The following is a 25070-nucleotide window of genomic DNA, read 5'->3' as shown; positions in this document are numbered from 1 at the left end:
TAAAAGGCATATCCATCATTCTCACCAGACCGACAAGCGCTATATAATAACGTTTGTAAGCCGAATAATGATGGAGGAGGAGTAAAGTGAACAAGGAGAAACAGTATGATATTGTAATATACGGAGGAACGGCAGCAGGCATTGTGGCGGCTGTTCAAGCAAAAATAATGGGCAAAAGCGCGGTAGTGATTGAGCAAGGCCGGCGAATCGGGGGCCTGACCAGCGGAGGTCTGGGAGATACGGATGTGGGGATGAAGCAGGCTATCGGCGGCTTGTCCTTGGAGTTTTACCGGCGAGTAGCCCGGAAATATTCGCAAGACGGGGCTTGTTGGCTTTTTGAACCCAAAATAGCGCTCGAGGTTTTGCAAGATTGGGTAGTGGAAAACAACATCGAAGTCGTTTACGGGGAAAGGCTTGAGTTAAAGGACGGGGTGACAAAGCAAGGATCAAAAATCATCTCCATTCGCATGGAATCCGGGAACGTCTATAGAGGCAAGGTGTTTATTGACGCTACTTATGAAGGAGATCTGCTGGCCAAAGCCGGCGTATCCTATTTTGTCGGCCGGGAGTCGAATTCACAATACGGGGAGACATTAAACGGCATTCGTCCCGGGAATGAACTGCCCGGCGGGATCGATCCCTATGTGATTAAAGGGGTTCCCTCGAGCGGCTTGCTTGCACGTGTCAATTCACACCCCGGCGGCAACATTGGCGATGGGGATGCCAAGCTTCAAGCTTATAACTTTCGCATGTGTCTGACTGACAATCCGGATAACCGGCTGGAAATCGAAAAGCCCGTCGGATACAACGAAGCCGATTATGAAATTTTGTTCCGGGCCATCGAGCAAGGGCAGCGCTCACGTTTCTTTAAATTGAATCGGGTAACCCCGGATAAGACGGATTCCAATAACAATAGCGGCATTTCTACGGATTATAACGGAATGAACCATAACTATGCGGAGGCGGATTATCGGACACGGGAACAAATTTGGGAAGCCCACCGCATCTATCAGCAAGGCTATGTCTGGACCATTCAGAACCATCCGCGGGTGCCGGAGGAAATTCGGGCGGCCTACAAGCCGTGGAGCTTGCCGCTCGATGAATTTATTGAAAGCGACCACTGGACTCCCCAGTTGTACGTCAGGGAATCCCGCAGAATGATTGGCGATTATGTGGTAACGGAGCATGATGTCCGACTGGAAAACCGGGTGCCGGATTCCGTAGGAATGGGCTCCTTTGCCATGGACTCGCACCACACCCAATACTATGTAAATAAAGACGGGCATGTAAGCACGGAGGGCGGATTTTATATAAAATTGACAGCGCCTTATCCGATAAGCTATCGGGCGATTGTGCCAAAACAGACGGAGTGCACCAATCTGATCGTACCTGTATGCGTTTCCTCTACCCATGCAGCCTACGGCTCGATCCGGATGGAGCCCGTCTTTATGATCCTGGGGCAATCGGCTGCAGCCGCAGCCGCACTGGCGCTTGATGCGGACGGCATCGTTCAAAATGTTAAGTATGAGCAACTGCATTCCATACTCGTACAAGAAAATCAGGTTTTGTATGCAGACGTCTAATGCCCTGCATCAATAATGGTTTAACCAAAATCCGAATTTGCGCCGGTATTCTCCCGGAGGATGTCCAAATCGTTCGCGGAACACCCGGCAGAAATGAGCGTAGCTCTGGAAGCCCGTCTTTTCGGCAACCTGCTCCAACGCAAGATTGCTGTAGAGCACCTGCTGCTGCGCAAGCTTTAGCCTAACGTCAATGCAGTAGGCGAAGAGCGATTGGCCAAAAGCGGCTTTGAACAGATAAGAGCAGCGGGAGACGCTTAATCCGACGGAGGCCGATATTTTTTCCAAACTGAGAGGCTCATGGGCATGATTTTCTATGAATAGCTTAAGCTTGTACGCGGTATCCGCTCCCTTGGTGCGCTGCTTGATCCCAATCACTTGCTCCAGTGTCAAGCAAAGCGTTCTCAGAAGATAATCCATGATCTCCTCTTGGTTCTGCATCACCTTTTTCTTTTCGTTGATAATATGCTTCCATAAAGTAATGACCGTATCGTCAAAGCCAATGTTCGTTTTGGTTGGCAAGCTTTTGTCTTTCCACCACGAATCCAGCCATCCCCCCTTGCCGGTCAGGAAATAGTCTCCGACGGGTTGGACCGCACCCGATACCGGAGCGCTTCGAGGCTGCACGTTTAGTTCGTACGGCTGATCGGGAGGATAAATGAGCAGGTCGCCGGGGATGATGGTCTCGTATTTCCCCGCCACCAGCGCACGGCAGGTTCCTTCTGCCTGAAGCCGGAACAGGTAGAAGGTCAGCCCGTCTTTATATTTAACGGAGTGGGGCTTCGTGTGCGTGAAATAATTAGCATAAATGACGCTGGATCGGTGTGGAAGTAACTTCGTCATAAGCAAGGTTCCTCCTGGAAATAGCGGTTCTGCTCCGATTATATAGTTTCTTCGAAGAGATGGACAGGAGTAAGAGATCCGTTTCGATGAGAAGCGGGTTTGCGCAGCACCGCCTCACGGCTCCTACCGGTCTAGGTGATAGCCCGCCCTAAACTCCGACGGCGTCTGGCCGGTGATCTTCTTGAACATCTCGCTGAAATACCTGCGCTCCTCATACCCTACGGCCGAAGCCACCTCCTGCACCTGCGCCCCCTCCACCAGCAGCAGCTTCGCTTTCTGGATGCGTTCCGAGGTCGTATACTGTGTGACCGTCATCCCGGTCACCTGCTTGAACAAGCTGGAAAAGTAGCTGGCGCTGAGATGCACATGGGCGGCGCATTCGCCGACGGTAATATCCTCGGACAAGCGACCCTTGATATAGTCAATGGCTTTATAAATCACCTTCTGCCCTTCGGATAGGCTGTTCCGGCGCACCAGATCGGCTACCTCCGTGCACAAGGCAAGCAGTTGACGCTGCAATGAAGCCAGCGGCAGCCCCACCGTCCCTTGCACCGTCCTGAATCTCTGAATCAGCGGCTGTATGTCCGAATACGGAACCATTTCGTAAAAGGTGCGAATCGCCGAAGCGGCCAGCTCATCGTACAGGCTGAGGAGATAATCCGGATTTTGCCGGGAGATCCGTCGCTGCAGCGTTTCCGAAATCGCGGACAGAATGGCCTCCGTCCGTCCGGCATTTCCGGAACGAAGGGCTAGCAACAATTCGTCCTTGTACTCCAGCGCCAGCGGCTCCTGGCTTCCGCCATGGTGAATATCGTCATGCATAATGGCCGCATTGCCTTCGGTGAACAGGTGATGGGAGAGCGCCCGATGAGCCTGTCGGTAGGAATCCGGGAGCTCGCCGACCTCCTCCACTCTGCCGCCGACCCCGATTGAAACCGTTAGCTTGGTATAGCGTTCAATATTCCGGCAGATCTGCTCGGCCATTTCGATCGGACTGGCCGGTCCTGTATCGTTCAGTACGGCCAGGTACTGGTCGTGACGGACGCGGAAAACAACGCTGCGTGCTTGATCGGCAAGCGTCTCCTGCATAATATTGAGCAGCGAGAACCGGATTAGCTCCATCTCCCGGATGGACTGCTCGGCAACCTGCTCCCGGAATCGGTCAATTTCAATCAGCATCACCACGAAGCCCCGAGGCTCAAGCTCAATATTCAGGAAATCCCAGCGTCCCGAAGCCTCTTCCCATGAAGTGCGGTGGCTTACGAGCAGCGCAAAGTATTCCTGCCGCAGCGCCGGCATGCTCTCGCGGAGCTTGATCTCCATTTCTCTCAGATTCAGCAGCTTGGATTTCTCTTCCATAACCTCCGCTTTGGCTCGCAGCACCGCCGACATAATCTCTTCTTCCGAAAAGGGCTTCACCACAAAATCAAACGCCCCCAGCTGCACCGCCTGTTGGGCATATTCGAAGTCGGCATAGCCGCTGATCAGAATAACCTTGCAGCTGCGGTTCTCTTCCAGAACCGTGCGCAGTATGCTCAGCCCGTCCATTCTCGGCATCCGTATATCCGTGATGACCAGATCCGGCCGCAGCTCGTTGATCAGCTTAAGTCCCTCTTCCCCATTGCTCGATACACCCGCGACCCGAATCCCCTGATCTCCCCAGTTCATCGCGGTCAGCCCATCCACTACGCTTTTAATATCGTCGATGATGCAGAGACTGAGCGCCTCAGGATTGCTCATTCAGCTGCTCCCCTTTCTTGGGTAAAGAAATTCGTATTTCCGTTCCGCGCTCCGGCGCGCTGTCTACGTGAAATTCCGCACCGTCCCCATAATAGAGCTGGAGCCGCCGGATCAGATTGGACACGGCATACCCCTTCTTCGATTCCAGCCAAAAGAGCGCGCGCACCTGGTCTTCATCCATGCCGCTGCCGTTATCGCGCACGGCAAGCGTCCAGCGCTCCCCGTCCCCGGCAATCTCGATCTCGATACGGCCGCCGTGCTTCAGATCGTGAAACCCGTGCAAAATGCTGTTCTCCACCAGCGGCTGCAAAATGATGCGCGGAATCGAAAGCTCGGACAACCCCGGTTCGCGCGCATGGATCTCATAAGAGAATAAGCCTTCATAGCAGCTTAGCTGCAGCTCCAGATACTGGCGCACATGCTCCAGCTCTTTCGACAATGTCGTAATTTCCCGACCGTTGTTCAGCCCGAGTTGGAACAGGCGGGAGAGCGACATAACCATTTGCTGCGACGGCTCGATCTGCTTCAATTTCAACTTCCAGTAAATGGTGTTCAATGTGTTGTACAGAAAATGGGGGTCCATCTGCGAGGACAGCGCCTTGATCTCCGCAGTCCGCTTATGCGTCTGCGCCTCCGTGACTTCATCGATCAATACCACGATCTGCTCCAGCATCCGGTTGAACCGGAATCCCACCTGCCCCAGCTCATCTCCGCTGCCGCTCTCGAAACGGGCGGTCAGATCGTTGCTCTCCACCCGCTTCATCACCCTCAGCAGCCCTTGCAGCGGCTTCAGCAAATAGCGCGCAAATGCGCCCGAGATCAGTATCGTTACGATAAAAGCAGCCAGCGCAACCCCGGCGATCAGCCATTTGACGACTACCAGGTCCTTCAACACGCCGGCCCGGGACCGGATGGTCGTCATCGTCCAATCCGCAATGTCGAGACGGACATAATTGAGCAAATAGGTTTCGCCGTCCAGTTCAAAAGATTGACTGCCCTCCGAGCGATTCATCATGCCCTTCAAATTTCCCGCATCCACCGCCTGCCGGACCAGCTTTTCCTTCGCGGGGTAGACCGTCTCTCCTTCGGCGTTCAGCAGAAAGCTCGACGCCCCTCCCTCGATGTCTCCCTGCACCAGCTTGCGGAAGCCGTCCTCGCGGATATTCACGACAATGTATACACCGCTAACCGGAGTGTCGAAGATCGGCTCCAGAATGAGCGAGATGACGCGGTCCTTGCCGGAGAAGAGCATATCCTCATGACCTTCCACCCACAGGTTCTTTTTCTCCTGTTCGATGCGCTCGTACAAAAAAGTATCCTCGAACGCGGTGAGCCGATTGCGGTTCATGGATGAAGGATAGAATTCGCCGATCGGCGTAGACACATAGATCGACTGGATCAGCGGCTCGGCGACCCGCGCCTGCGAGAAAACATTGTCAAGATCGTTCAGATGAGTGTAATACCTGCCGTCATCCCCGGAGACGACATCCCTCAGCATATCGTAGAAAGGCTGGCTGATCATGAATGTCATCATAATGAGCATCAGCTTGTTCAGCTTCTCGTCCACAATCTGCGCGGACCGAACCACCGTGTCCTGCGTGAGCTTCAGCGCGTTTTTCTCCAAGGTGGCGGCCGAGATATAATAAGACAGCCCTCCGGTCATCAGGACAGAGAGTACGATGACGGCCAGAAATGCGATTTTGAGCTTGTTACGGAACGATTGCCTGCGGAGGTAGTCCAAGCTGTTCACGCCTTCCGTTAAATATCTCTATCTATTGATTATGTCACTGCAGCCTCCTATCCGACAATAAACGACACCAAGGAAAAAACGAAGCTGTCCCGAGAGGCCATTGCATGGCTTTAGGGACAGCTCCTTCGTATGATCCCATCTAAGCTGACCGACCTGTAGATCGGTTCTTTTGGAGCACTGCTTGGGCTGATGCTCAGCGCATTCTAGGGAGCCAGAACCAAAGCATCATCGAAAGCGACGCCCGCCGAGGTTGTCCGGAAGCCTATTTTCCCTGCCGTCAATTCCGTTACGGGATTGGTCCATTCAACCTTCAGCTCTCCATTCACGTAACCTTGTATCGTGTTCCCCTGGACGGCGGCTTTAATCGTATACCACTGCTTCTCCTGGGCTGTGAACGGAGTACTGGATACAAGGGTCATGACATTGCTCACGGATTTGTACAACTCCAGTTTTTTAGCCGTTGAATTGATTCGGTACATATAAAAATTATCCGCATCCTGTACCCTGAATAGAATGCCTGCGTTTGCATTGGCGATGGGCATTTTCACTTTGGCTTCATACGTATAATCCGTCCATGAATCGCCGGCGGTAATCAGCGCAGCGGCTGACGCATGCTGGAGCAAGGCTTTCGTGCCGTCCGTTGCCACGCTCCAGGAGCCCGAAGCAGACGTCCATCCTGCCGTATCGCCATCTTCGAAATTGTCGCTGAATCGGGTGACCGTAGGAGCCGGATTAGGTGAAGTTTCATTTACGTCCGTGACATAGATCGTAAAAATCTTCTCATGATAGAGTCCGCCCGAATCTATGCTTCTCACCCGGATACTGTAGCTGTTTTTCACTTCGTAATCCGGCGTTACGGCAAGAAACAACTTATCGTCCGATATGGCGAAGCTTCTGTTGTCCGCATCCCCTGCCCCTGCTGTCAGCATATAAGCAAATGTTTCTCCCGCATCAGGGTCGGTAGTGGTGAATGTTCCAACCATGCCTCCGGCAGTCGTATTTTCAGCCACGCTGTTGTGCGATAACGCAATATCCACAGGCGCTTTATTAATCGGGGAAACCACCGCATTGTCAAAATGGACGCCCGCCGAGGTCGTCCGGAATCCGATCCCTCCTGTTGTCAATTCCGTTACAGGATTGGTCCATTCCATCTTTAATTCCCCATCCACATAAGCGGTAATCGTCTTCCCTTGTATAACCGCCTTAACCGTATACCACTGCTTCTCAATGGCCGTGAACGGAGTACTGGATACCGCCATCAGTTGTCCATTCACGGATTTGTACAGCTCCAGCCTTTGATTCGAGGAATTGATTCGATACATATAATAATTATTCGCATCCTGTACCCTGAAGACAATGCCTGCATTGGCATTGGTAACGGGCATTCTCATTCGGGCTTCGTATCCATAATCCGTCCATGAGTTACCGGAATTGGCGGTAATCAAGGATGTGGTTGTCTGGTTCCCGCTGGACAGTACTTTATTCGTGTCGACTGTCGGTACTGTCCAACCGCCTGTAATGGATGTCCATCCCGCCGTATCTCCGTCCTCGAAATCATCGCTGAATAGCGGCGGCTTGGAATTGGCAAAGGTGATTCCGTTCACATTATTGTTGACGGTAATGTTCAAGTCGTTCAGGTTTGTTGCGAGCTTGCCTCCCACATAAACATCCGAGAACATGACACCGTTAACCATTCCGCCTTTGGCGGCATTCCCGGAAAGCCTGGATTTCTGAGATCCGGTCTCGCGAACATTGATGTTCTTCAATATCACATTGCTTACATCGCCGGAAGTACTGGTGGACACCCCGAGCCAATAGTTTCCGAATTGATTGATGCCGACTCGTTCGATATCGATATTTTCAAAAGTAATATTTTGCGCGTAGCCTTCCTCCGGAAGAGTGTTATATTGGTAGCCGTGATCAACCAGCAATGCCCGGGCGCTTTGATAGACATACGAATTGCGGATGGTTACGCCGATCTGCGGCTGGGCTACTCCCATGCCAATCTTGAAGGCCGCGCATCTTGTCCATGCAAAAGCGTCGTCAAAGACCACATTTTCCAAATGTTCAAGCGCTCCCGGCCACCATTTGGACATCCCCGTCTGCAGCCAGGTTTTAGTAGAAAAGGTGTCATCATCCGATATTCCTATCGCATGTTTAACAAGCACGTTCTGACTCTCATTGATATCGATCACGTCATTCTCGATCTTGTATAGATCCTGGAATCCCTTGAGATTTTTAATTGTCACATTGTCGGAACGAACAACCATAAACGACCAGAAGCCGCCATCCCGCAGGATTAAACCATCAAAAGTAAAGTTCGTGGTTGCGATCGGAACAAGCAGGTTATTCAGGAACCCTTCATTTTTGTTCGGCGCCGGCATCTTTCGCTCTCGCATCGCTATGCCTTTTCCATCAATGGTTCCCCGTCCTCGTATCGTGATATTGCTGGAGTCTACGGCAGTACGAATGAAATACGTTCCGTCCGCATTTCGCGAATCCTTGCGAAAATCAATCGCGTAGTCTTCCCCCTTGCCTGTGCCGACAATGACAGCGCCTCCGGCCAGGTAGAAGGTTACATTGCTTTTTAAGGTTAGGTTCCCGCTTTTATAGACACCGGCCGGGACAAATACAATGCCGCCGCCAGCTTGATAAGCGTCATCGATAGCCTGCTGAATCGCATTCGATGCCATCGATGTCCCCGTTTTGTCCGCGTTGTACGGAGATTGGGTCACATTATAGATCCCGGCGCCCGTGGACGGGGGAATATCCGTCTCCAAGGGATCTGCCGCGATGACAAGCTTCTTCAGGTTATTGATTTTCACGATCACATAGGTGGAGGAAGAAAGCGTAAACGTTAGCTTGTTCCCATTGACCGTACCCTCGATGTTTTTGGCCTGTGGACTGATGGAATAAGCTGTAATCGGCTCATTGACCGTAACCTCGATGCGGACCGTACCGGAAAAAGAAAATTGAGCGTAGTCATAGTCGGCCAGATAGCTGATTACAGGAATCGCTTCGTTATCCGCTTTCAATGAAAACACGCTGGACGCGGTATAGATGGATGGCATCGGGTAATTTTGAATCGTGGCCGGAGCGCCGGCGATCTGCAGCAATGCTTCCGGGTCAGCGGCATCCGTCATCTCCACTGTAGAAGTAGAATAGCTCTCCATACTCTCGGTCGCATCGGCAGCCCGGGGTAAAAATCCTGTGATCAGAACGGCAAGGACTACCAACAGACTAACTGCTTTTCTTGTCATTGTACGCATAAATACCTCCTCAACATTATTCGCGGCCCGGAGAAAGCGCTAACATTTTTTCGAAAAACAAGCAATCCCAATTTCTTACGCTCAAGCCCCCCTTCCATTAAAACTTTTCACTGTCAAGACGGATTATAATCCCTGCCCAAAAAGAAAGGAGCGGGGCAAGTCCACTCTCCAGGGATACATTTTAACTGTTCTCCGTGCAGTAACCCTAATAATAAACAGCCCGAGAGCTTAGGCTCCCGGGCTGATTTGTATGTACCGAAGTCAAGACTTCTGTTCCATACTGCGGGCAATTAAAAACTGCGCCGAATAGTAGGTGATCATCACACCGTAATTTGCCCACGCAAGCGGAGCGACAAACATATTCCAGGCAAGCAACGAGTCGGACAGGAAGAATAGGACAGCTCCCGCTATGGCAAATCGGCTCCCGCTAATAACGGCGCTCCAGATCATGATGGAAATGACAATGACATAGATGAGCACCGGAATCCATAATCCGCTGTTTCCGCCTGCTACCATGCCTTCGTGGAGTTCCCGCAGTAGGAAATAGGAATACACTGCAATGGGAATAAGAGTAAGCCAATGGACGGAAGAGAATATCCACCTGGTCATAAAAGCGATGATATATACGAGATGTGCCGCCAAAAACGCAAATAGCCCTGCCGCAAACCATTGATTTCCCGGTAACAGCAACAAACCGTCGCCAATGGCAGAGAGGAATAAGCCGACAACGATGTAAGTCTTATAAGCTTTCGTGACGTTGCGGGTTAAACCTGCCAGCCCAATGATAAGAAGGATCGTCCCCGGCTTCAATATCCATCGCAACACCGTTTGTTCGCCTGCCATGGCGAATAAGTACCCTATCCCGGAAACTACAATAGCGGCTATTAAAAGATTTCGATTCACAGGCCGTTTCCCCCAACATGATCTTATTTGTGCACGCTGCGCTTGTTCCTGTCTGCCGGCAGCATACCCGGAGTCAGTATAGTTCACACTAACTATTCGCACATATGCCAAATGGTATAGAAACTCAATAACAGTAAGAAACTGCCGATAATAAGGATGAATTATTGTCGAGCTACTGTAAAATAGATGTACGAAGTGCACAAAAGGGGTAGTGGTTAACATGCAAGAACTTTCCAAGGCGATCCGAATCCCGGATGAAATATATGGCAGAGAAAATGAACTGGCCGTTTTGCAAGAAGCATTCAGATGGGCCACTCTCGGCTCCACAGAGCTAGTTGTCATTTCCGGACAGCCCGGCGTGGGGAAATCTTCTCTCGTGCTAAAAGCCTTCAGATCCGCCGTCATCGGAAAGTGTAAATTCGCTTCTGGCAAATTTGATCAGTACAGTACAGGCATCCCTTATGAGCCTTTTATAAAATGTTTTAAAACCGTTATTAGGCAAATACTGACCGAGCCTGAGCTCATTCTTCAAAAATGGGTCCAACGAGTTCAAGAGGTAGTCGGTCCGAACGGAGCCGTCATTGCAGAGGTGATACCGGAAGCGGAATTGCTCCTAAAGCCGTATCCTCCTCTGGAGCCGATTCCGGCAATAGAATCGCAGAATCGATTTGAGTCGGTGTTTCGCCGCTTCGTTCAAGTGTTCACACAATTGGATCATCCGCTCGTTTTGTTTTTTGATGATGTGCAATGGGCTGATGAAGCTTCGCTTCGACTGCTGCACTCGTTGATCGTTGCTCCCGAAAGTCAAAATCTGCTTGTGATCGCCGCATACCGCGAACAGGAAGAGAATGGGAACATCAACCGGATCGAGCAATGGATGGTGGGCGTGCATTCCGGATATTCAATACGCCGGATCTTGCTCAAGCCGCTCGAATTCAGGCACATACAGAAGATGGTGGCGGATACCGTCGATTGTCATACATCCGAAAGCTCATCTTTGGCTCAGTTGTTATTTGCCAAGTCATTGGGAAATCCGTTTTATTTGAAGCAGCTGCTCAAATCGGCCTTCGACAAACAAAGCATTCTGCTTCATCCCGATGGACTATGGGAATGGCATCTGGAGGCTTTGCAGGAGCTGCCGGAAATCGACGGGCAAGTCGATTATTTGATCGATCGGATTAGCAAGATTCCAATGCGCTCCAGAGAGCTGCTTGTTGTCAGCTCATGTCTCGGCAACAAGTTTAATGCTCGATTGTTAAGCGCAGTGAGCGGTTATCAAGAGAACGAGCTGAACGAACATTTGTCGTCCGCCATTCAGGACGGGCTGTTGATTGCGGTAGATCATGCGGAATCCGTCCTACAATATCAATTTACACACGATCGAATTCAACAGGCGGCTTATTCGCTGCTGGATCGTCGGCGCCTGATGGAAGTCCATTTGACCGCAGGGCGCTATATGATGAAGCAGTATTCAAGCGATAAGGACCGGCCTTTGTTCGATATCGTAAACCATCTCAATCATGCACTCGAGCTGCTATCCCCGGAGGAACGCGAAACGGCTGTCGAATGGAATGAGGAAGCGGGTAGGAAAGCGATGCAATCTTCCGCCTATTCGACAGCGCTGCAATATTATAAGACGGGGATTGAATGCGCTCCGGACGATTTCTGGAATCGCCGCTTCGAATTTACGTTTCAAATGCATGTAAAATGTGCCGAGTGCGCCTATTTATGCGGGCAATATGAGCAGGCGGATGCCGGTCTGAGCCACGTTTTGAAGCGGACGCACAGTTGGTCGGAGCGCGTACAGGTGTATAAATTGAAAATCGAGCAATACAGCAATATGGGAAAATATTCGCAAGCGATTGAATTGGGGCTTCAAGCGCTCCGGGATGCCGGCATTCGAATATCCGACCGGCCGCATAAGCTGGTTATTCTAAAGGAAGTTCAATTAACGAAACGGCTGTTGGCGAAAAGGATGCAGGAGCTTCCCGCGTTGCCCGAAATGACCGACCCTCAGGCCAAAGGCGTGATGGAGCTGTTAGCGGCTCTTGTGGCGCCGACGTTCTTTTTCAACCGGGAAGTATTCGCTGTCATTGCATCCAAATTCATACGGCTCGTATATAAACACGGCTCCTCTTCGGGAGCCCCCGGTGTATATGCGGCTTATGGCATGCTGCTAGGTACGGCGCTTGGTCAATACGAGCTGGGATACCGTCTTGGGCAAATTGCGATCGACTTGGTGGATCGGTCCGCCAATGCTTCGGTTAAAACCAAAGTGCATGTCATGTTCTATGGTGTCATATCCCCTTGGATACGATACGACCGCGACGATGAAGTCAAGCTGGAGCAGGCTGCCAGACTGGGCTTGGAAGCGGGAGATTACGTGTATGCAAGCTATGCGATCGGCAGTCTTATCAATTTGTCTTATGTCAGAGATTCGATGGACCACATGTTCGAGATCAACCGCAAAAGCTTACAAGTGATCGAGCAGACGAAAGAAGAGCTTGTTTTCAAAAACGCTTTAATTTATATGGAATTGGCAAAAGTCTGGAGATCCGCCATTGGCGACATAGGACCCATAACGGGTGGCCGGACAAGCGAAGCGGAATTTTTGGAAGAAGTCATGAAGGAGGAAGGCAAAGCCGTAACGCTGTATCAAATATACACGTATAAAACGCAAATGTATTATTTGTTCGGACGGTACCGGGAAGCGGTTCGCTTCGCTGAATTAGCCAATCCCTATGAGCATTTGTCGGCTCATGCTCCTCACTTGTCGGAGCATCATTTCTACGAGGCGCTGTCGATTGCAAATTCATGGGAGGAATTTTCTGCAAGCGAAAGAAGCGTATATTCGAAGACATTGAAGCGGAGATGCCGACAGTTCAAAGCATGGGACAAGATGTCGCCGGAAAATTTCCGACATAAATGGCTGTTGATTCAAGCCGAGATAGCCCGGTTAAAAGGGGCGGAGCAGGAGATGGTAGATCTATACGATCGTTCCATTCAATTTGCCCGTGAGCGAAATTATCCCCAGTATCAAGCGGTGGCTTGCGAGCTGGCAGCCAAGTATCATTTGCAAAAAGGCAGAGAAAGAATCGCCCTCGGATATATTCAGGAAGCTTATGAAATGTACGGCGTATGGGGTGCTGAGTCCAAGCGATACGACCTGCGGATGCAATATCCTCAATGGTTGCAGGAATCATCGAATAGCGACGAGCAGGCAGCTTCTCCTATACCGGACAAGGATCAGGATTCAACGCGGGCAGATGATAAAGAAATTGACTTTGGTGTGATTGTCAAAGCTTCCTTATCTTTGTCCCAAGGTTTGGACTTGAAAGAGATTCACAGGCATCTGCTGGAAATTGTTATCGAGACTTCCGGTGCGGAAAAAGGATGCCTGATCGTAGTTAGGAACGGCGATCTGCATGTGGAGACCGTTATAAAGGCTAACGGCGAGGTTAGCGAGCTGTCTGCCGCGTTGTCGGATAGCAAGGATGTGCCGGCATCCCTGATACAATATGCTTCGCGGCTCGGGCAATGGGTTCAAATCGAGAATGCCTCACAGGATGATCTTTTTCAGATTGATCCGTACATTATCAGGAACCACTGTCAGACGGTTTGTTGTTTGCCGCTTTTTTTACAGGAACAGCTTTCGGGGATACTCTATCTGGAAAATAGCCGGCGTAGTCTTACGTTTGCAAATGACAGCATCGCGACGATTCGTATTTTGGCATCGCAAGCTCTGTTCGTTTGGAAGCTGTCCGGCTCTTTCGGAGACATGCCGGTCTCGCCAGTCACGCCGAATGAACCGAAGGATGAGTATTCTATGGACGCCTTGACCGACCGCGAGCTTGAAGTGCTGAACCTGATGGCATCGGGAATGACCAATAAGGAAATTGCTTATCAGTTGGGGGTTACGGCAGGTACGGTCAAAGTTCATATCCATAACATTTTCAGCAAATTAAACGTGAACAGGCGAACGAAAGCTATTGCCGAAGCCAAGAGGAAAAATATACTGAGTTAATCGGAATGCGACGGATGTGAGGATGCGATAAGCATCCTTTTTTTGTTGTATAGGGGGACTTGTTCCGGGTAGAAACGCATTTTTCTTTAGTTCTACACCTGCTCTATACCATTTGGTATATGCGGATTTCTGTCAAGACGGATATGATCGTTAGGTACTTCATAGGGGGGTCATCGTTAATTGCAAGAAACTATTTAACTGGGAGGATATTATATTGGGGTTCAAAAGCAGGTTCAGACGTTGGCAAATCGTTATCACTTATATTCTCATTGCGGGGCTTCTCGCTCTCGGCGGCGGGACTCCCGTTCAGGCCGATTCAGGTACTGGCAACAGCTCCTTCAGCAGTTTTACGGTTACGACAGAAACACCTGCTTATTTTAGCGGTTATTGGGACAACCAGGGAGATTATACGAAAGAAACGCCGGCATATCATTTCACATTTACTGCTGCCGATAATTTGCAGGCGGGGGACATGATTCAAGTCGCGCTGCCGCATGCGTTTAATTTCGTGGGAAACCCGGGATTTTTGTGGTCGACCAATAAATCCGTTCCGATGGCTAATATTTCTACTGTAGTCAACGGAACGCCAAGCGGTATTCTTTTTGCTGCCGCAACGACGCAGTATTCTGATGACGGGTTTCCGGCGTTGTCGTTCCAACTATCCAGCGGCATTGTTAGCGGCGCTATGGTGGACATTCGTTTGGCCGATTTCCTGATTACACCTGATTATCACCGCATTAGACCGGGGCTGAAGTCGTATGCGCTCCGTTCGAGCGGCAACTCCAATCCATTCTCGACGACTCATGGCTTGTTTACCCGCAATGTTTCCAATTATTATCCAGATGCCGACTCGTATGCGGCATCGGCCGTCACGGGTTATCATTTCAAGTTTACCGTCATGCAGCCTATAGAACCTGGCGGAACGATCACGATGGTGTTTCCTCAGGGAACATCGGTTCCTGCTTTGGTAGATGCATCTAAAGTCAAAATCAACGGGACGCCGGCAGCTTCGGCGGTTGTGTCCGGCAATGAGCTGACCATACAGTCGACAACTGCATTGCCAAGTTTCTCAGCAGCGGTGATTGATATCGACCCGTCTGTCCAAGTGGCGAATCCGTCTGTACCTGGCTATTACAATTATGCCGTCAAGACAAGCGTCGATCCGATGGCTGCGTCCCGCAGGATCGGAATCGTCTCCGCGTCAGGCGCTTCGTTAGCCGATAACCCGTCCAACAACCAAGGTGATGTGGATGAGGACGATACCCATTTGCGCTTTATGTTTACCGCACCTACGATACTGAAGGCGGGAGATACGGTTACCGTATCCAGCGCTCCCGGTACGGTATTGAGCGAACCGGGCATTTCCGCAGCAGATATCATCTTGGAATGGGCGTCGGATGATCAGGAGCATACCGTCTCCGCTGCGGCTTCCGTAACCCGCATCGCAGACAACAAGCTGCAATTCGTCCCTCCCCCGGAATATTACGTCGATCCCGACTATCATCTCATATTCAATATTCCGAAAACGATCGTACAAGGCTATGGAGAATACGAATTTCAAGTATCCACTTCGCAGCAGGTCATACCTGCAAGCGTGACGCTATTAGTTGCTCCGCCTCAAATTCAAAATTTCAATATGAATGCCAGCACTAGAGTTGCAGGCGCACAGAACGTATCCTATACGTTTGCTTTCCAGACGAACGAACCGTTAGCCGCAGGCGACGATTTCAATCTCCTATTTCCGCAGGGAATCACAGTCCCGCCGGATATACAAGCAAGCTCCGTTACGGTCAATGGGGTGCAGGCGAGTGGTGTTGCGTATGATCGTTTCCTGCGTAAACTCAGCGTAGGAGTCCCTATGGATTTGCGCTTATTGGATGCGGTTTCCATTACGATTGCCGGGAATGCAGGACTGACCAATCCGGCTGTCGGAGAGTATTCGTTCAGCGTGTATCCTACATGGTACAGCGATAAAGGAGCGACGGAAAAACTCAATTTTGCAACGACGACGGGAATAGCCGCATCGCCGAATACCGTGGAGCTGAAGCTGGGAAGCAGCGTCAGCAAGCAGTTGCAGGTGACGGCGAGCTTATCGGATCAGACGGCACAGGACGTAACGACGGCAAGCTCCGGCACGACGTACAGCAGCAGCGATGGGAATATAGCGATCGTCAAGCCGGACGGATTGATTGAGGCCAAGCGGGCAGGCCAAGCGGTGATTACGGTCACGAACAGCGTCTACAGCGACAGGGTAAGCGTCACGGTAACAGCGGATCAGCAAGGAGCGGGTACAACATCTCCTAGCAGCAGTCTTACTGCCCCTCAAGAGAAAGAAAGTGTCGAGAAGGATATCGTTGCCGCAGAAGGAGGAAGCGTCATCTTTGATGGAGTCGCTTCCGTACAAATAGCTCCGGGCGCCTTACCTGCAGACGGGAAAGTAAAAGTAGCCAAACTTCCGGCACATCGCGCGCCTCTAGCAACAGGTTTGGAAAGGCTCAGCAGCAACATCGTGGAGTTCACCAGCAGTACGGGCAAAACATTCAATCGACCGGTAACGCTTGGTTTCAGCTATAATCCGCAGCAAGTGGCGGCAGGGTCCAAGCCGGCCGTGTATTACTACAACGAAACCCAGGCTCGTTGGATATACTTAGGAGGCAAGGTGAAAGGAGACGGTACAATTGCCGTCGAAGTCAGCTATTTCGGCAAGTTCGCCATATTTGCATCTAGCATAATCGAGTTTGCCGATTTGAAAGGTCATTGGGTAGAGGCGTATGCAGATCGTCTGATCGGCATGGGTGTCGTTCGCGGCTTTGAAGATCAAACGTTCCGTCCCGATCAACAAGTGACCCGGGCTGAGTTTGTGAAAATGGCAGTCGATCTGCTAGCATTAAAGCCTGCTGCAGCTCCCGCCGCTTTCGCAGATAACGATTCGATTCCGGCCTGGGCGAAGGGCGCAGTCGATTCGGCAGTTGAGGCAGGAATCATCCAAGGCTATAAAAAGCAGGGCAAGCTTTGGTTCAAGCCGAATCAATCGATAACCCGTGCGGAGCTGGCTGTCATTCTCTCTAAAATGTTGGAAAAGCAGCTGATTGGCAAGAGTGCAGACAAGGTTGCCTTTTCGGATCAGGCGAGCATTCCTGCTTGGGCGCAGTCAGCGGTTAAAGCAATAGCCGGCTATAAAATCGTTAGCGGCTATGAAGACGGAACATTCCGCCCGGACAATAACGCTACGAGGGCTGAAACGGTAAAAATGCTATTTATGTTATCGGAGCTGTTGCGTCTTTCCGAGTAAGATGTTTGTTTCAACAAAGTGACAAAGCATCCCCTGAAGCGGACTAACCCGCTCCAGGGGATGCTAAATAAATGGTGTTAATATCCTTTTGAAACCCAATATACAACGTGTTACTGCTAACGCATAATGTCCATAAGTTGACGGCATCGGCTGTCCAGTATTTGTCGGATAAGCTGACCGCATTCTGAAAAAAAGCAGGGAGAATTATGACAATTCTCTCCCCGACAACGCGTTTGTCATATGATCGTCGATGATCCGATGTGTATTCTGTGCACCGTACAGCAGACCGTGTGTACAAACCTTGTTGATCATTCGAGCGGAACCACTCGCGAAACGATAAATCTCGTCGATCGCTTCATCCACGATCACCACCGATTGCAAGCGGTGGATCCCCCGCGTGAACTCAATTTCCCGATGCAGCTGACGTTTGGCGTCTCCTCGGTAGAACTTTGATTCGCAACCGAAGAAAGGAGCGGGGCAAGCCCACTCTCCAGGGATACATTTTAACTGTTCTCCATGCAGTAACCAAAATAATAAACAGCCCGAGAGCCTATGCCCCCGGGCTGATTTGTTATGCATTCAACGGATAGTTTGGATTCTTTAAGATTTCGCTAACGATATACACTAAATCATCGTCATTGATGTTCGTGTCGCCGGCTTGGTCGGCATCATGTTTCGTGTGGTCTGTTTGGTCAGCCGTTTTGCCATAGTAAAATCCATCAATCGCTAAATCAACAAGCGTATATTCACCGGTTCTGTTTACATCCTTAACGCCTTCTATTTCGATCGTATCCTCCGTGCAGGATTCTTCTCCCAAGTCGTACTCCGATTCGGTATCCGCAATTCTGCACTCCAGTGCATCAACCTTGGCGATTCCTGTCTCTTTGCCCGTGAACTTTAGCTTCAAAATCACTTGCTCGCCGTTAATCCCATATTGCTCGCCTTGACTCGCGATAATAAAGCGCAGCTTTCCGTCCTCGTCCGTCGGTTGGTTGTACACTTTGTAGCCTGGAATTTCCTCGAAGCCAACGTAATTCAACAGATTGCTGTCATAATTAATCTTGAAGTCCTCGGCATAAATATTGCTTACGTTCTGAAGGACAATGTCGGATGTGAACTGCTCTCCGACCTTGATTTTCTCTTTATCGATTACTACGTTTAACGTTGGTACCAAAGGATCTACAACACTGACCGATACTTCGTTTGAATTTACGCTTTCTGCTGTACCGTTTACCGTTGTGACAACATAGTAATAGGTTTGTCCGACTTCGACCGTAGAATCTGCATAAGTAATACCGGTTACTGTAGCAATTGTTTGATAAGGGCCCCCAGGTGTCGTAGATCGTTTAACAGAGTATGCGGGAGCTCCCAATACGTTATTCCAGCTTAGCTCGGCAGCAGAACCATTTAAGGCTCCAGTCAATGTGGGTGTATCAAATGTAGATTCATTCCCAAAGAAGTCAAGCTCGTAAATCTTTTTTGTATTTCCAGAACCTTGTTGGAAAGATATCTTACTTATCTTGTTTTTGTTGATCGTCTTAAGCGTACCGCTAACATCCGGTGTGAAATAAGTAGCCTGTCCATACACATCGATAAAGTAAACCTGAGTTGGGCTTGTTGTAGACTCTGCTTTTATTTTATAGCTTGTAATGTCAACCGGATGATCAAAGCTAATCCACAATGTATCATTGATGGATTGAGATTGGGACGACGCTGGCAGACTGTAATACGTTAATTCATCATTGTCAGTTACCAGCGGCGTTGTTGAACTAACTGAATTGGAATCTGATCCAATATTCCAAAGTTTCCCGTTCGTTAGGCCACCCGTATAAGCACTAACTGACGACGCGGGTATGAACAATGCAAATAACAGAGACAAACTAAAAATAAATCCAAAAACCTTCTTCAAGCGAATTCCTCCTAGTTGTTTATTTCCACTATCATACAAGGAAGAATCAGGAATTTGCAGTCTTATTCTTTACAGCATTCGACATTATACTTAAGGGTTAAAAGGAAAATGAAGGAAATGGCGTTGCGGTCGATATCCTACAGGTCGGATACCTAATGCTGGTTACAATCGTCTACCTGATCATTGAAGCTATTGTTTTAAGCAACCGCTGGCTTATGCGCACGTGACAAAATCTCCTTCTAAAAACGGCTTATTGTCGATTAACCTAGTAACGTGTAAAATATTAACAACCACTTACAACTAGGAGGATCACATGATTATTCCCGGCAGGTCTATATTTTGCTTTATTTTTGCTGCTTTAGTCTTCCTGTATGTGTGGCTATCTCCCCGGTCAAAAACTTTATCCAAAAATCAGCCCACAAACCCGTCGATGCGTAAATCAATTAAGCTTAGTCAAATTACGGGTGGCATAGTTTTAATATTTATGGGTGTTTATGATATATTGTACCCACTAGATTAAATACTCGCCTTAAAGTGGGAGGCGTTTCAGTCCTATCAATAAATGAGTCGTTAGTGCAGGGATAGATCGGCTCTATCCCCTATCTCTCATCCGAAGGCAAGCCAGGGCTATAAGCTCGCTCTCACGGCCCCAAATACGAACGAACATTCTCCATCATTCGTTCCCTCATCGTACCTACACAAATAAAAAAATCCCTTATATATCAAGGGATTTCGTCATCTTAAGTATGGTGCGGTCGAGAGGACTCGAACCTCCACGAGATTGCTCCCGCCAGCCCCTCAAGCTGGTGCGTCTGCCATTCCGCCACGACCGCATAGTATGTGATGTCGTCCGATCGGTACCCTATTGCCTCACCGAACAAATAACTGGTGAGCCATGTAGGACTCGAACCTACGACACCCTGATTAAAAGTCAGGTGCTCTACCAACTGAGCTAATGGCTCTCATGGTGACCCCTAGGGGATTCGAACCCCTGTTACCTCCGTGAAAGGGAGGTGTCTTAACCGCTTGACCAAGGGGCCATCTTAGCCATTGTTTTGGCGCTTTAAGGCGTTACCCGCTTCAGACGACAAATATGATTATATCTGAACCCTATGCGGATAGCAAGCACTTTTTTGACCAAGTTGTAGATTTTTTTTCGAGGCGCATGTGCCCTGTTTTGGAGCGGCCGGAATTGCCCGTTCTTCTGTATCCCTGCCAAACATCAAAAAGAGCCCAACGTCTAGGACGAGGGCTCCCTCAAGTCGTCTTAAGAATCCATTGTGGCGGGGAGAGAGGGATTCGAACCCTCGCACGCATGACACGTCTACTCCCTTAGCAGAGGAGCCCCTTATAGCCACTTGGGTATCTCCCCATGGCTCCCCGAACAGGACTCGAACCTGTGACAACTCGATTAACAGTCGAGTGCTCTACCAACTGAGCTATCAGGGAAAGTTTCAAAAGCGACAAGTAATAATTTATCATGAGCTTGCTGTTAAGTCAAGCGTTCTGCGGAATTTTTTCCACACAATTTTTTCGGGGCTGCAGCGCAACGATTTTATCCAACATAAGGTTGACACTTTTACACGTTTCAAGTAATTTATTGAGTGATAAATCAATTCTCATTTCAACCCAATCATTCCTCTCTGTGATCAAGCAGGGCAGTAAGGAGGACGCTGCAACACGATGAGCCCAAAAGAAGAAATCGCAGCTAACCGCAAAGAACAAATCTTGAACAGCGCCGTCATTTTGTTTGCGTCTCAGGGCTTCTATAAGACCACAACCGCTCATGTTGCCGAAGCGGTCGGCGTGACCCAGCCTTATGTGTTCCACTTCTTCAAGACCAAGGAGCAATTGTACCTGGCGGTTCTGGAGCGGGCATACGAACGGCTGCTGCGGGCGTTTTCCGCTGTCGAGGCTCCCCCGGATGTCATTGTTCATCGCATGGCAGAAGCATTCAACACCTTGATGGATTCCTACAGGAACGAAATTCTGCTGCTGATGCAATGCTTTACGACGCCTGAGCCGGGTGTAAGACAATTCGTGCAAAACGGTTTTTCCTTAATCTACGAAACGGTCAAAGCGCGATTTGCAGCCGCGGGCGTCCCAAAGGCCGGCGAGGAGGCAAGCTTCTTCATCTCTTGCGGAATGATCATTACCCTGTCCGAGGTGCTGGAAATGCCGAAATTATCGCCCTGGTACGACTCCGAGTAATCGGAGTTAACCTTTGACATATATTTATTTATCAATAAATAAAAGGAGAGGTTTCTATGTTTACAGCCGCTCGCATTCGACTCTTGTTCGTAACTTGCATCGCTCTGTTCATGGCCATGCTCGATAATTTGGTGCTGGGGGTTGCCTTGCCTTCTATCCAGCAGGATCTTGGAGCCACGCTATCCGATCTGGAATGGTTCATGAACGCCTATACGCTGGCCTTCGCCGTATTGCTCATCCCCTTCAGCGTGCTTGGGGATTCCATTGGGAGGAAAAAAGTATTTCTGGCCGGGGTTGTCCTCTTCACGCTTGGCTCCTTGCTCTCGGGCCTCAGCGAAACCTCGCTTGCTCTGATCCTGTCCAGAGCCCTTCAGGGCGTCGGGGGAGCTGCAATCGTGCCTCTTAGCTTAACGCTCGTCAACAACGCATTTCCGCCCGAGAGGCGGGCTGCCGCCATTGGATTATGGTCGGGAATATCGGGTCTCGGTCTAAGCGTCGGACCGCTGGTCGGAGGACTGATTATGGAGGGGGCGCCTTGGCAGGTTATTTTCTATGTAAACGTCCCTGTCGGCATTCTGGCCTTCTTGCTCGGACTCAAGTGGCTCGGGGAATCCCGAGGCATCCGCAAGCCTCTGGACCCGCTTGGCGTCGTGTTGCTGACCTCAGGGCTGTTCAGCCTGATCTTCGGCTTGGAACGGGGAAATTCGGAAGGCTGGGGTTCTTCTGTCGTCCTGGGCGCGTTAGGACTGGGAGCTGTCCTGCTGGTTGGCTTCTATTACTGGGAGAGATCGCGTCGGAACCCGTTCGTTCGCTTCGAGCTATTCCGCAGCCGCGCCTACAGCTTCTATACGTTCGCGGGGTTCTGGATGAACGCAGGGGTATTCGGCGTTATCTTCCTGTTAACGCTGTTCCTGCAGCAAGCGCAAGGCAATACTCCTTTGCAGGCAGGCGTCAAGGAAATGGCTTGGACGACGATGACTATGATCGCGGCTCCTCTTGCCGGTCTGGCCATCAGCCGCTTGGGCAACCGCAACGTTCTGCTTGCCGGTCTGCTGTTCCAGACGGCGGCTCTCGCTTGGTTTGCCTTGATTATTCATACGCAAGGATTCGATTTTCCGTTCGTCTATATCGTTGGGCCGATGATGCTCGCGGGTACCGGGATGGGGCTGAGCTTTACGCCGCTTTCCCATGGATTAATCACGTCCGTACCCGAGGATGCTGCCGGGGAAGCGAGCGGCATGGGCAACGCCACTCGCGAGCTGGGGGGAGTATTCGGCATCGCGATCAGCGGCCTGATCTTCCAGTCGGGAGACCCTATTCGCTCGCCTCAAGACTTTGCCAGCCATGTCGTGCCCAGCCTTGCAGCAGGGGCCGCTATGATGGCAATCGCCTTCCTTGGTATTGCCCTGTTCGTTAAGAGCCAGACTAAGTCCGAGGGCGGTTCTCCGAATTCTGCGTTGCCGGCGTCGCTGAAGACCGATTCAGCGGTTTAAGGCGGATGACTGTTCCTCCCCGCTTGTCGGCTCAGGCTGCGCCTGAAACAGCTTGAGCCGACCGCGGCAACGTCCGCAGGCATATTTCCGCGGGTCGATGCGGCGTTTGCGAGGATAGCTCATGCCGCAAGCCTGACAGACAAGCAAATATTTGACCGGCAAGCGTCTCGTCGCCCCGGGAAGAGGCTTGCAATGCCTCGTTGCCCCTACTTGAAGGAGCAATTGCTTAAAATCGGCATCCCGATGCTGGTATCCCCGACGCTGCAAATGCAGATGATAGTGGCAAAGCTCATGCTTGATGATCGCTTCCGTCTCCTCCGCGCCATGAACCTCCAATTGATGCGGACTGATTTCGATATTATGGCTCTTCGTAAAATAACGCCCTCCGGTCGAGCGGAGACGAGCGTTAAACGTAGCTTTATGCCGGAACGGCCAGCCGAAATGATCGAGGGAAACTTGCTCGACCCATCGTTGCAGCTCCTGATCGTTCATCGTGTTCCCTCCCTTCGGGCGAAGCGCCCGCGCGCTTGTCTGCGGCTTGAACTACTTGAATTGTAGCCTTCGGTTGGGCTACACTGTCAAGTAGAAATGGTCGAGGGGAGACTGCGTTAAATGTCCGAAATGTCTTACGTGCTGTTTCAGCAGGAGCAAGGAGCTCTGGAGTTCGTTCAGATGCCCGCCTCCCATGCTTATCAGTTAAGCGCGCTGAACCTGCGCCTTCATAAAGAGCTGTCCAAGCTGACTGCCGATAACGTGCCGAAGCTTCCCCGCGTAATCGCGGAGTTCTGCAACCTGGATCTGCATGACGAGAGCCTGTCTCCGATCGGAGGCCTTGATTACGTGAACGAGCTTGAGCGGACGTTCGCTTCGGTTCGCGAGGGGGCGTACCCTCTAATCGCGCTGTTGACCGAAATCCGCGCCTTGCAGGCGCAATTGGAGCAGTGGTACGAAGAAGAGGACCTGCTGTAAGAAGCAATCCGATGCGGACCTGCACGGTCATCCGCCCAACCCCATATGCTAGCAATACAGCATGCGAGGGGAGGAGGACGATTTCGATGCCTCAATGGCTCTGCAATCAATTAATGTCCGCTTTTCAGAAGAAGGACCGCAGGCAAATTCGTCTGTTGAACGATTGCTGGTTTTATTACCGCACCAAACCCGAGAAAACTAAGGAAACCAAAGATACTGCTGGGTTCACCCACCCTTAACGTTAAGCCAAAGAGGATCTCTCGCCCGCCGTAACCGGCGAAACGACGAGATCCTCTTTTTCCTGCCAAGGAGCGGGAGCTTACAAATCAAATTCATTCCATCTGACTACGTCCTCTACGGAAAGCCGGGTAGACGGATGGCCTTCCTGAGCGGCTTTGCCGATCGCAATCAGCATAATCGGAACATAACGTTCTTCAATGCCGAAGGCTTCCATGAACTTGGCCGCGTTGTAGCCGCCCATCGGCACCGTATCGTATCCTCTTGCCTTAGCCGACAGCATCAGTTGCATAGAGAGAATTCCGCCGTCGGTGTGGACGATCTTGCGGGCAATTTCCGGCGGAAGGCTGGAATAGAGATTCGTCGAGTTGGTCACGAACGCATTTTTGGTTTCTTCCGACATGTATCCGGCTTCGAATGCGCCGGAGTAGATTTTCTCCGCCAGCTTGTAGCTTTCCAGGTCGCCAAGCACGGCAATAACGGCCGATGCGTCCACGACTTGACGCTGGTTGTTCGCAATCGGCAGTAGCTTTTCCTTCAAGGGCTGGGAATCGATGACGAGCAGACGCCAAGGCTGAAGATTAGAGGAGGATGGCGCGCGAAGCGCTTCCTGCAGTAATTCGGTCATCTCTTCCTTGGAGATCTTGAACGTCGGATCGTAGTGGCGCACCGAGCGACGTCCTAATACGACCTCGGAATAGCTTTGGGATTGCGCGGTTTGGGGGTTAGCCTGCACAGTTGACATGGGAATGCCTCCTTATTCATTGAAAAATCATTAACTGAGTATAATATGCCACAGTTATCGCCGACATCATTCACTGATTTCGGCAGTGAAGGGGGATTCGTTAAC

At 50.6% G+C, this 25070-nt stretch carries 15 protein-coding genes and 5 tRNA genes; 7 read left to right on the top strand and 13 right to left on the bottom strand.

What is annotated here, in order from left to right; genetic code table 11:
• The first annotated feature begins 86 nt into the window (after positions 1 to 86).
• On the top strand, positions 87 to 1583 hold the full coding sequence (locus ACFO1S_RS03505; protein ID WP_204600636.1) for an FAD-dependent oxidoreductase: 1497 nt from the start codon (positions 87 to 89) through the stop codon (positions 1581 to 1583).
• A 9-nt stretch (positions 1584 to 1592) separates the two neighbouring features.
• On the opposite strand, the gene ACFO1S_RS03500 is transcribed toward ACFO1S_RS03505, so the two are convergent.
• From ACFO1S_RS03500 to ACFO1S_RS03480, 5 genes are all read right to left on the bottom strand, one after another.
• Positions 1593 to 2423 (bottom strand): helix-turn-helix domain-containing protein, encoded by an 831-nt coding sequence (locus tag ACFO1S_RS03500; RefSeq protein WP_204600637.1) that lies wholly within the window; start codon positions 2421 to 2423, stop codon positions 1593 to 1595.
• Positions 2424 to 2546: 123 nt separating this feature from the next.
• Positions 2547 to 4163 carry a response regulator gene (locus tag ACFO1S_RS03495; protein WP_204600638.1) on the bottom strand — a complete coding sequence of 539 codons (1617 nt, stop codon included), beginning with the start codon at positions 4161 to 4163 and terminating at the stop codon, positions 2547 to 2549.
• Positions 4150 to 5913 carry a cache domain-containing sensor histidine kinase gene (locus ACFO1S_RS03490; protein WP_378126248.1) on the bottom strand — a complete coding sequence of 588 codons (1764 nt, stop codon included), beginning with the start codon at positions 5911 to 5913 and terminating at the stop codon, positions 4150 to 4152. The genes ACFO1S_RS03495 and ACFO1S_RS03490 overlap by 14 nt, the downstream gene beginning before the upstream one ends.
• Positions 5914 to 6116: 203 nt before the next feature.
• On the bottom strand, positions 6117 to 9173 hold the full coding sequence (locus ACFO1S_RS03485) for a 3-keto-alpha-glucoside-1,2-lyase-like domain-containing protein (protein ID WP_378126247.1): 3057 nt from the start codon (positions 9171 to 9173) through the stop codon (positions 6117 to 6119).
• A gap of 270 nt (positions 9174 to 9443) precedes the next feature.
• Positions 9444 to 10085 carry a lysoplasmalogenase gene (locus ACFO1S_RS03480; protein ID WP_378126245.1) on the bottom strand — a complete coding sequence of 214 codons (642 nt, stop codon included), beginning with the start codon at positions 10083 to 10085 and terminating at the stop codon, positions 9444 to 9446.
• 220 nt (positions 10086 to 10305) lie between these two features.
• Here ACFO1S_RS03480 and ACFO1S_RS03475 point away from each other — a divergent pair, with 220 nt between their 5' ends.
• Both ACFO1S_RS03475 and ACFO1S_RS03470 read left to right on the top strand, forming a co-directional pair.
• On the top strand, positions 10306 to 14109 hold the full coding sequence (locus tag ACFO1S_RS03475; protein ID WP_204600641.1) for a helix-turn-helix transcriptional regulator: 3804 nt from the start codon (positions 10306 to 10308) through the stop codon (positions 14107 to 14109).
• A 214-nt stretch (positions 14110 to 14323) separates the two neighbouring features.
• The gene (locus ACFO1S_RS03470; protein WP_204600642.1) at positions 14324 to 17401 is read left to right on the top strand and encodes an S-layer homology domain-containing protein; all 3078 of its coding nucleotides are present in this window, start codon (positions 14324 to 14326) and stop codon (positions 17399 to 17401) included.
• 571 nt (positions 17402 to 17972) lie between these two features.
• Here ACFO1S_RS03470 and ACFO1S_RS03465 read toward each other — a convergent pair.
• The 6 genes from ACFO1S_RS03465 to ACFO1S_RS03440 form a co-directional block, all read right to left on the bottom strand.
• Complete coding sequence (locus tag ACFO1S_RS03465; protein WP_204600643.1) at positions 17973 to 19310, bottom strand: cohesin domain-containing protein; 1338 nt, start codon at positions 19308 to 19310, stop codon at positions 17973 to 17975.
• A 747-nt stretch (positions 19311 to 20057) separates the two neighbouring features.
• Positions 20058 to 20143 (bottom strand) — tRNA-Leu (locus ACFO1S_RS03460).
• A gap of 53 nt (positions 20144 to 20196) precedes the next feature.
• Positions 20197 to 20272 (bottom strand) — tRNA-Lys (locus ACFO1S_RS03455).
• 3 nt (positions 20273 to 20275) lie between these two features.
• Positions 20276 to 20350: transfer RNA gene (locus ACFO1S_RS03450), tRNA-Glu, on the bottom strand.
• Between the two features lie 241 nt (positions 20351 to 20591).
• Positions 20592 to 20682, bottom strand: a tRNA-Ser gene (locus ACFO1S_RS03445).
• Between the two features lies 1 nt (position 20683).
• Positions 20684 to 20759: transfer RNA gene (locus ACFO1S_RS03440), tRNA-Asn, on the bottom strand.
• Positions 20760 to 20993: 234 nt separating this feature from the next.
• On the opposite strand from ACFO1S_RS03440, the gene ACFO1S_RS03435 reads away from it, so the two are divergent.
• Positions 20994 to 21521, top strand: coding sequence for a TetR/AcrR family transcriptional regulator (locus ACFO1S_RS03435; RefSeq protein ID WP_204600644.1), 528 nt, complete (start codon positions 20994 to 20996; stop codon positions 21519 to 21521).
• Positions 21522 to 21577: 56 nt separating this feature from the next.
• Positions 21578 to 23014 carry a DHA2 family efflux MFS transporter permease subunit gene (locus ACFO1S_RS03430; protein ID WP_204600645.1) on the top strand — a complete coding sequence of 479 codons (1437 nt, stop codon included), beginning with the start codon at positions 21578 to 21580 and terminating at the stop codon, positions 23012 to 23014.
• Here the strand turns inward: ACFO1S_RS03430 and ACFO1S_RS03425 are convergent.
• Positions 23003 to 23506: a SprT family protein gene (locus ACFO1S_RS03425; protein ID WP_204600646.1), complete on the bottom strand. Its 504-nt coding sequence runs from the start codon at positions 23504 to 23506 to the stop codon at positions 23003 to 23005. The two genes, ACFO1S_RS03430 and ACFO1S_RS03425, sit on opposite strands and share 12 nt — an antisense overlap.
• 120 nt (positions 23507 to 23626) lie before the next feature.
• On the opposite strand from ACFO1S_RS03425, the gene ACFO1S_RS03420 reads away from it, so the two are divergent.
• The gene (locus ACFO1S_RS03420; protein WP_204600647.1) at positions 23627 to 23983 is read left to right on the top strand and encodes a hydrolase/acyltransferase; all 357 of its coding nucleotides are present in this window, start codon (positions 23627 to 23629) and stop codon (positions 23981 to 23983) included.
• 86 nt (positions 23984 to 24069) lie between these two features.
• Positions 24070 to 24222, top strand: a complete 153-nt coding sequence (gene cmpA / locus ACFO1S_RS03415) for a cortex morphogenetic protein CmpA (protein WP_204600648.1) — start codon at positions 24070 to 24072, stop codon at positions 24220 to 24222.
• Positions 24223 to 24302: 80 nt separating this feature from the next.
• On the opposite strand, the gene ACFO1S_RS03410 is transcribed toward cmpA, so the two are convergent.
• Positions 24303 to 24965 carry a nitroreductase family protein gene (locus tag ACFO1S_RS03410; RefSeq protein ID WP_204600649.1) on the bottom strand — a complete coding sequence of 221 codons (663 nt, stop codon included), beginning with the start codon at positions 24963 to 24965 and terminating at the stop codon, positions 24303 to 24305.
• Positions 24966 to 25070: the final 105 nt, after the last annotated feature.

Source organism: Cohnella boryungensis (genome assembly GCF_042651945.1).
GTDB classification, from domain to species: domain Bacteria; phylum Bacillota; class Bacilli; order Paenibacillales; family Paenibacillaceae; genus Cohnella; species Cohnella boryungensis.
The sequence above is the reverse complement of the archived record's forward strand: the minus strand, read 5'-3'. Positions and strand labels throughout refer to the sequence as shown.

Coding starts and splice junctions, on each gene's coding strand:
- ACFO1S_RS03500 (WP_204600637.1), bottom strand. CDS start 2,423: ATGACGAAGTTACTTCCACACCGATCCAGCGTCATTTATGCTAATTAT.
- ACFO1S_RS03495 (WP_204600638.1), bottom strand. CDS start 4,163: ATGAGCAATCCTGAGGCGCTCAGTCTCTGCATCATCGACGATATTAAA.
- ACFO1S_RS03485 (WP_378126247.1), bottom strand. CDS start 9,173: ATGACAAGAAAAGCAGTTAGTCTGTTGGTAGTCCTTGCCGTTCTGATC.
- ACFO1S_RS03475 (WP_204600641.1), top strand. CDS start 10,306: ATGCAAGAACTTTCCAAGGCGATCCGAATCCCGGATGAAATATATGGC.
- ACFO1S_RS03435 (WP_204600644.1), top strand. CDS start 20,994: ATGAGCCCAAAAGAAGAAATCGCAGCTAACCGCAAAGAACAAATCTTG.
- ACFO1S_RS03430 (WP_204600645.1), top strand. CDS start 21,578: ATGTTTACAGCCGCTCGCATTCGACTCTTGTTCGTAACTTGCATCGCT.
- ACFO1S_RS03425 (WP_204600646.1), bottom strand. CDS start 23,506: ATGAACGATCAGGAGCTGCAACGATGGGTCGAGCAAGTTTCCCTCGAT.
- ACFO1S_RS03420 (WP_204600647.1), top strand. CDS start 23,627: ATGTCCGAAATGTCTTACGTGCTGTTTCAGCAGGAGCAAGGAGCTCTG.
- cmpA (WP_204600648.1), top strand. CDS start 24,070: ATGCCTCAATGGCTCTGCAATCAATTAATGTCCGCTTTTCAGAAGAAG.
- ACFO1S_RS03410 (WP_204600649.1), bottom strand. CDS start 24,965: ATGTCAACTGTGCAGGCTAACCCCCAAACCGCGCAATCCCAAAGCTAT.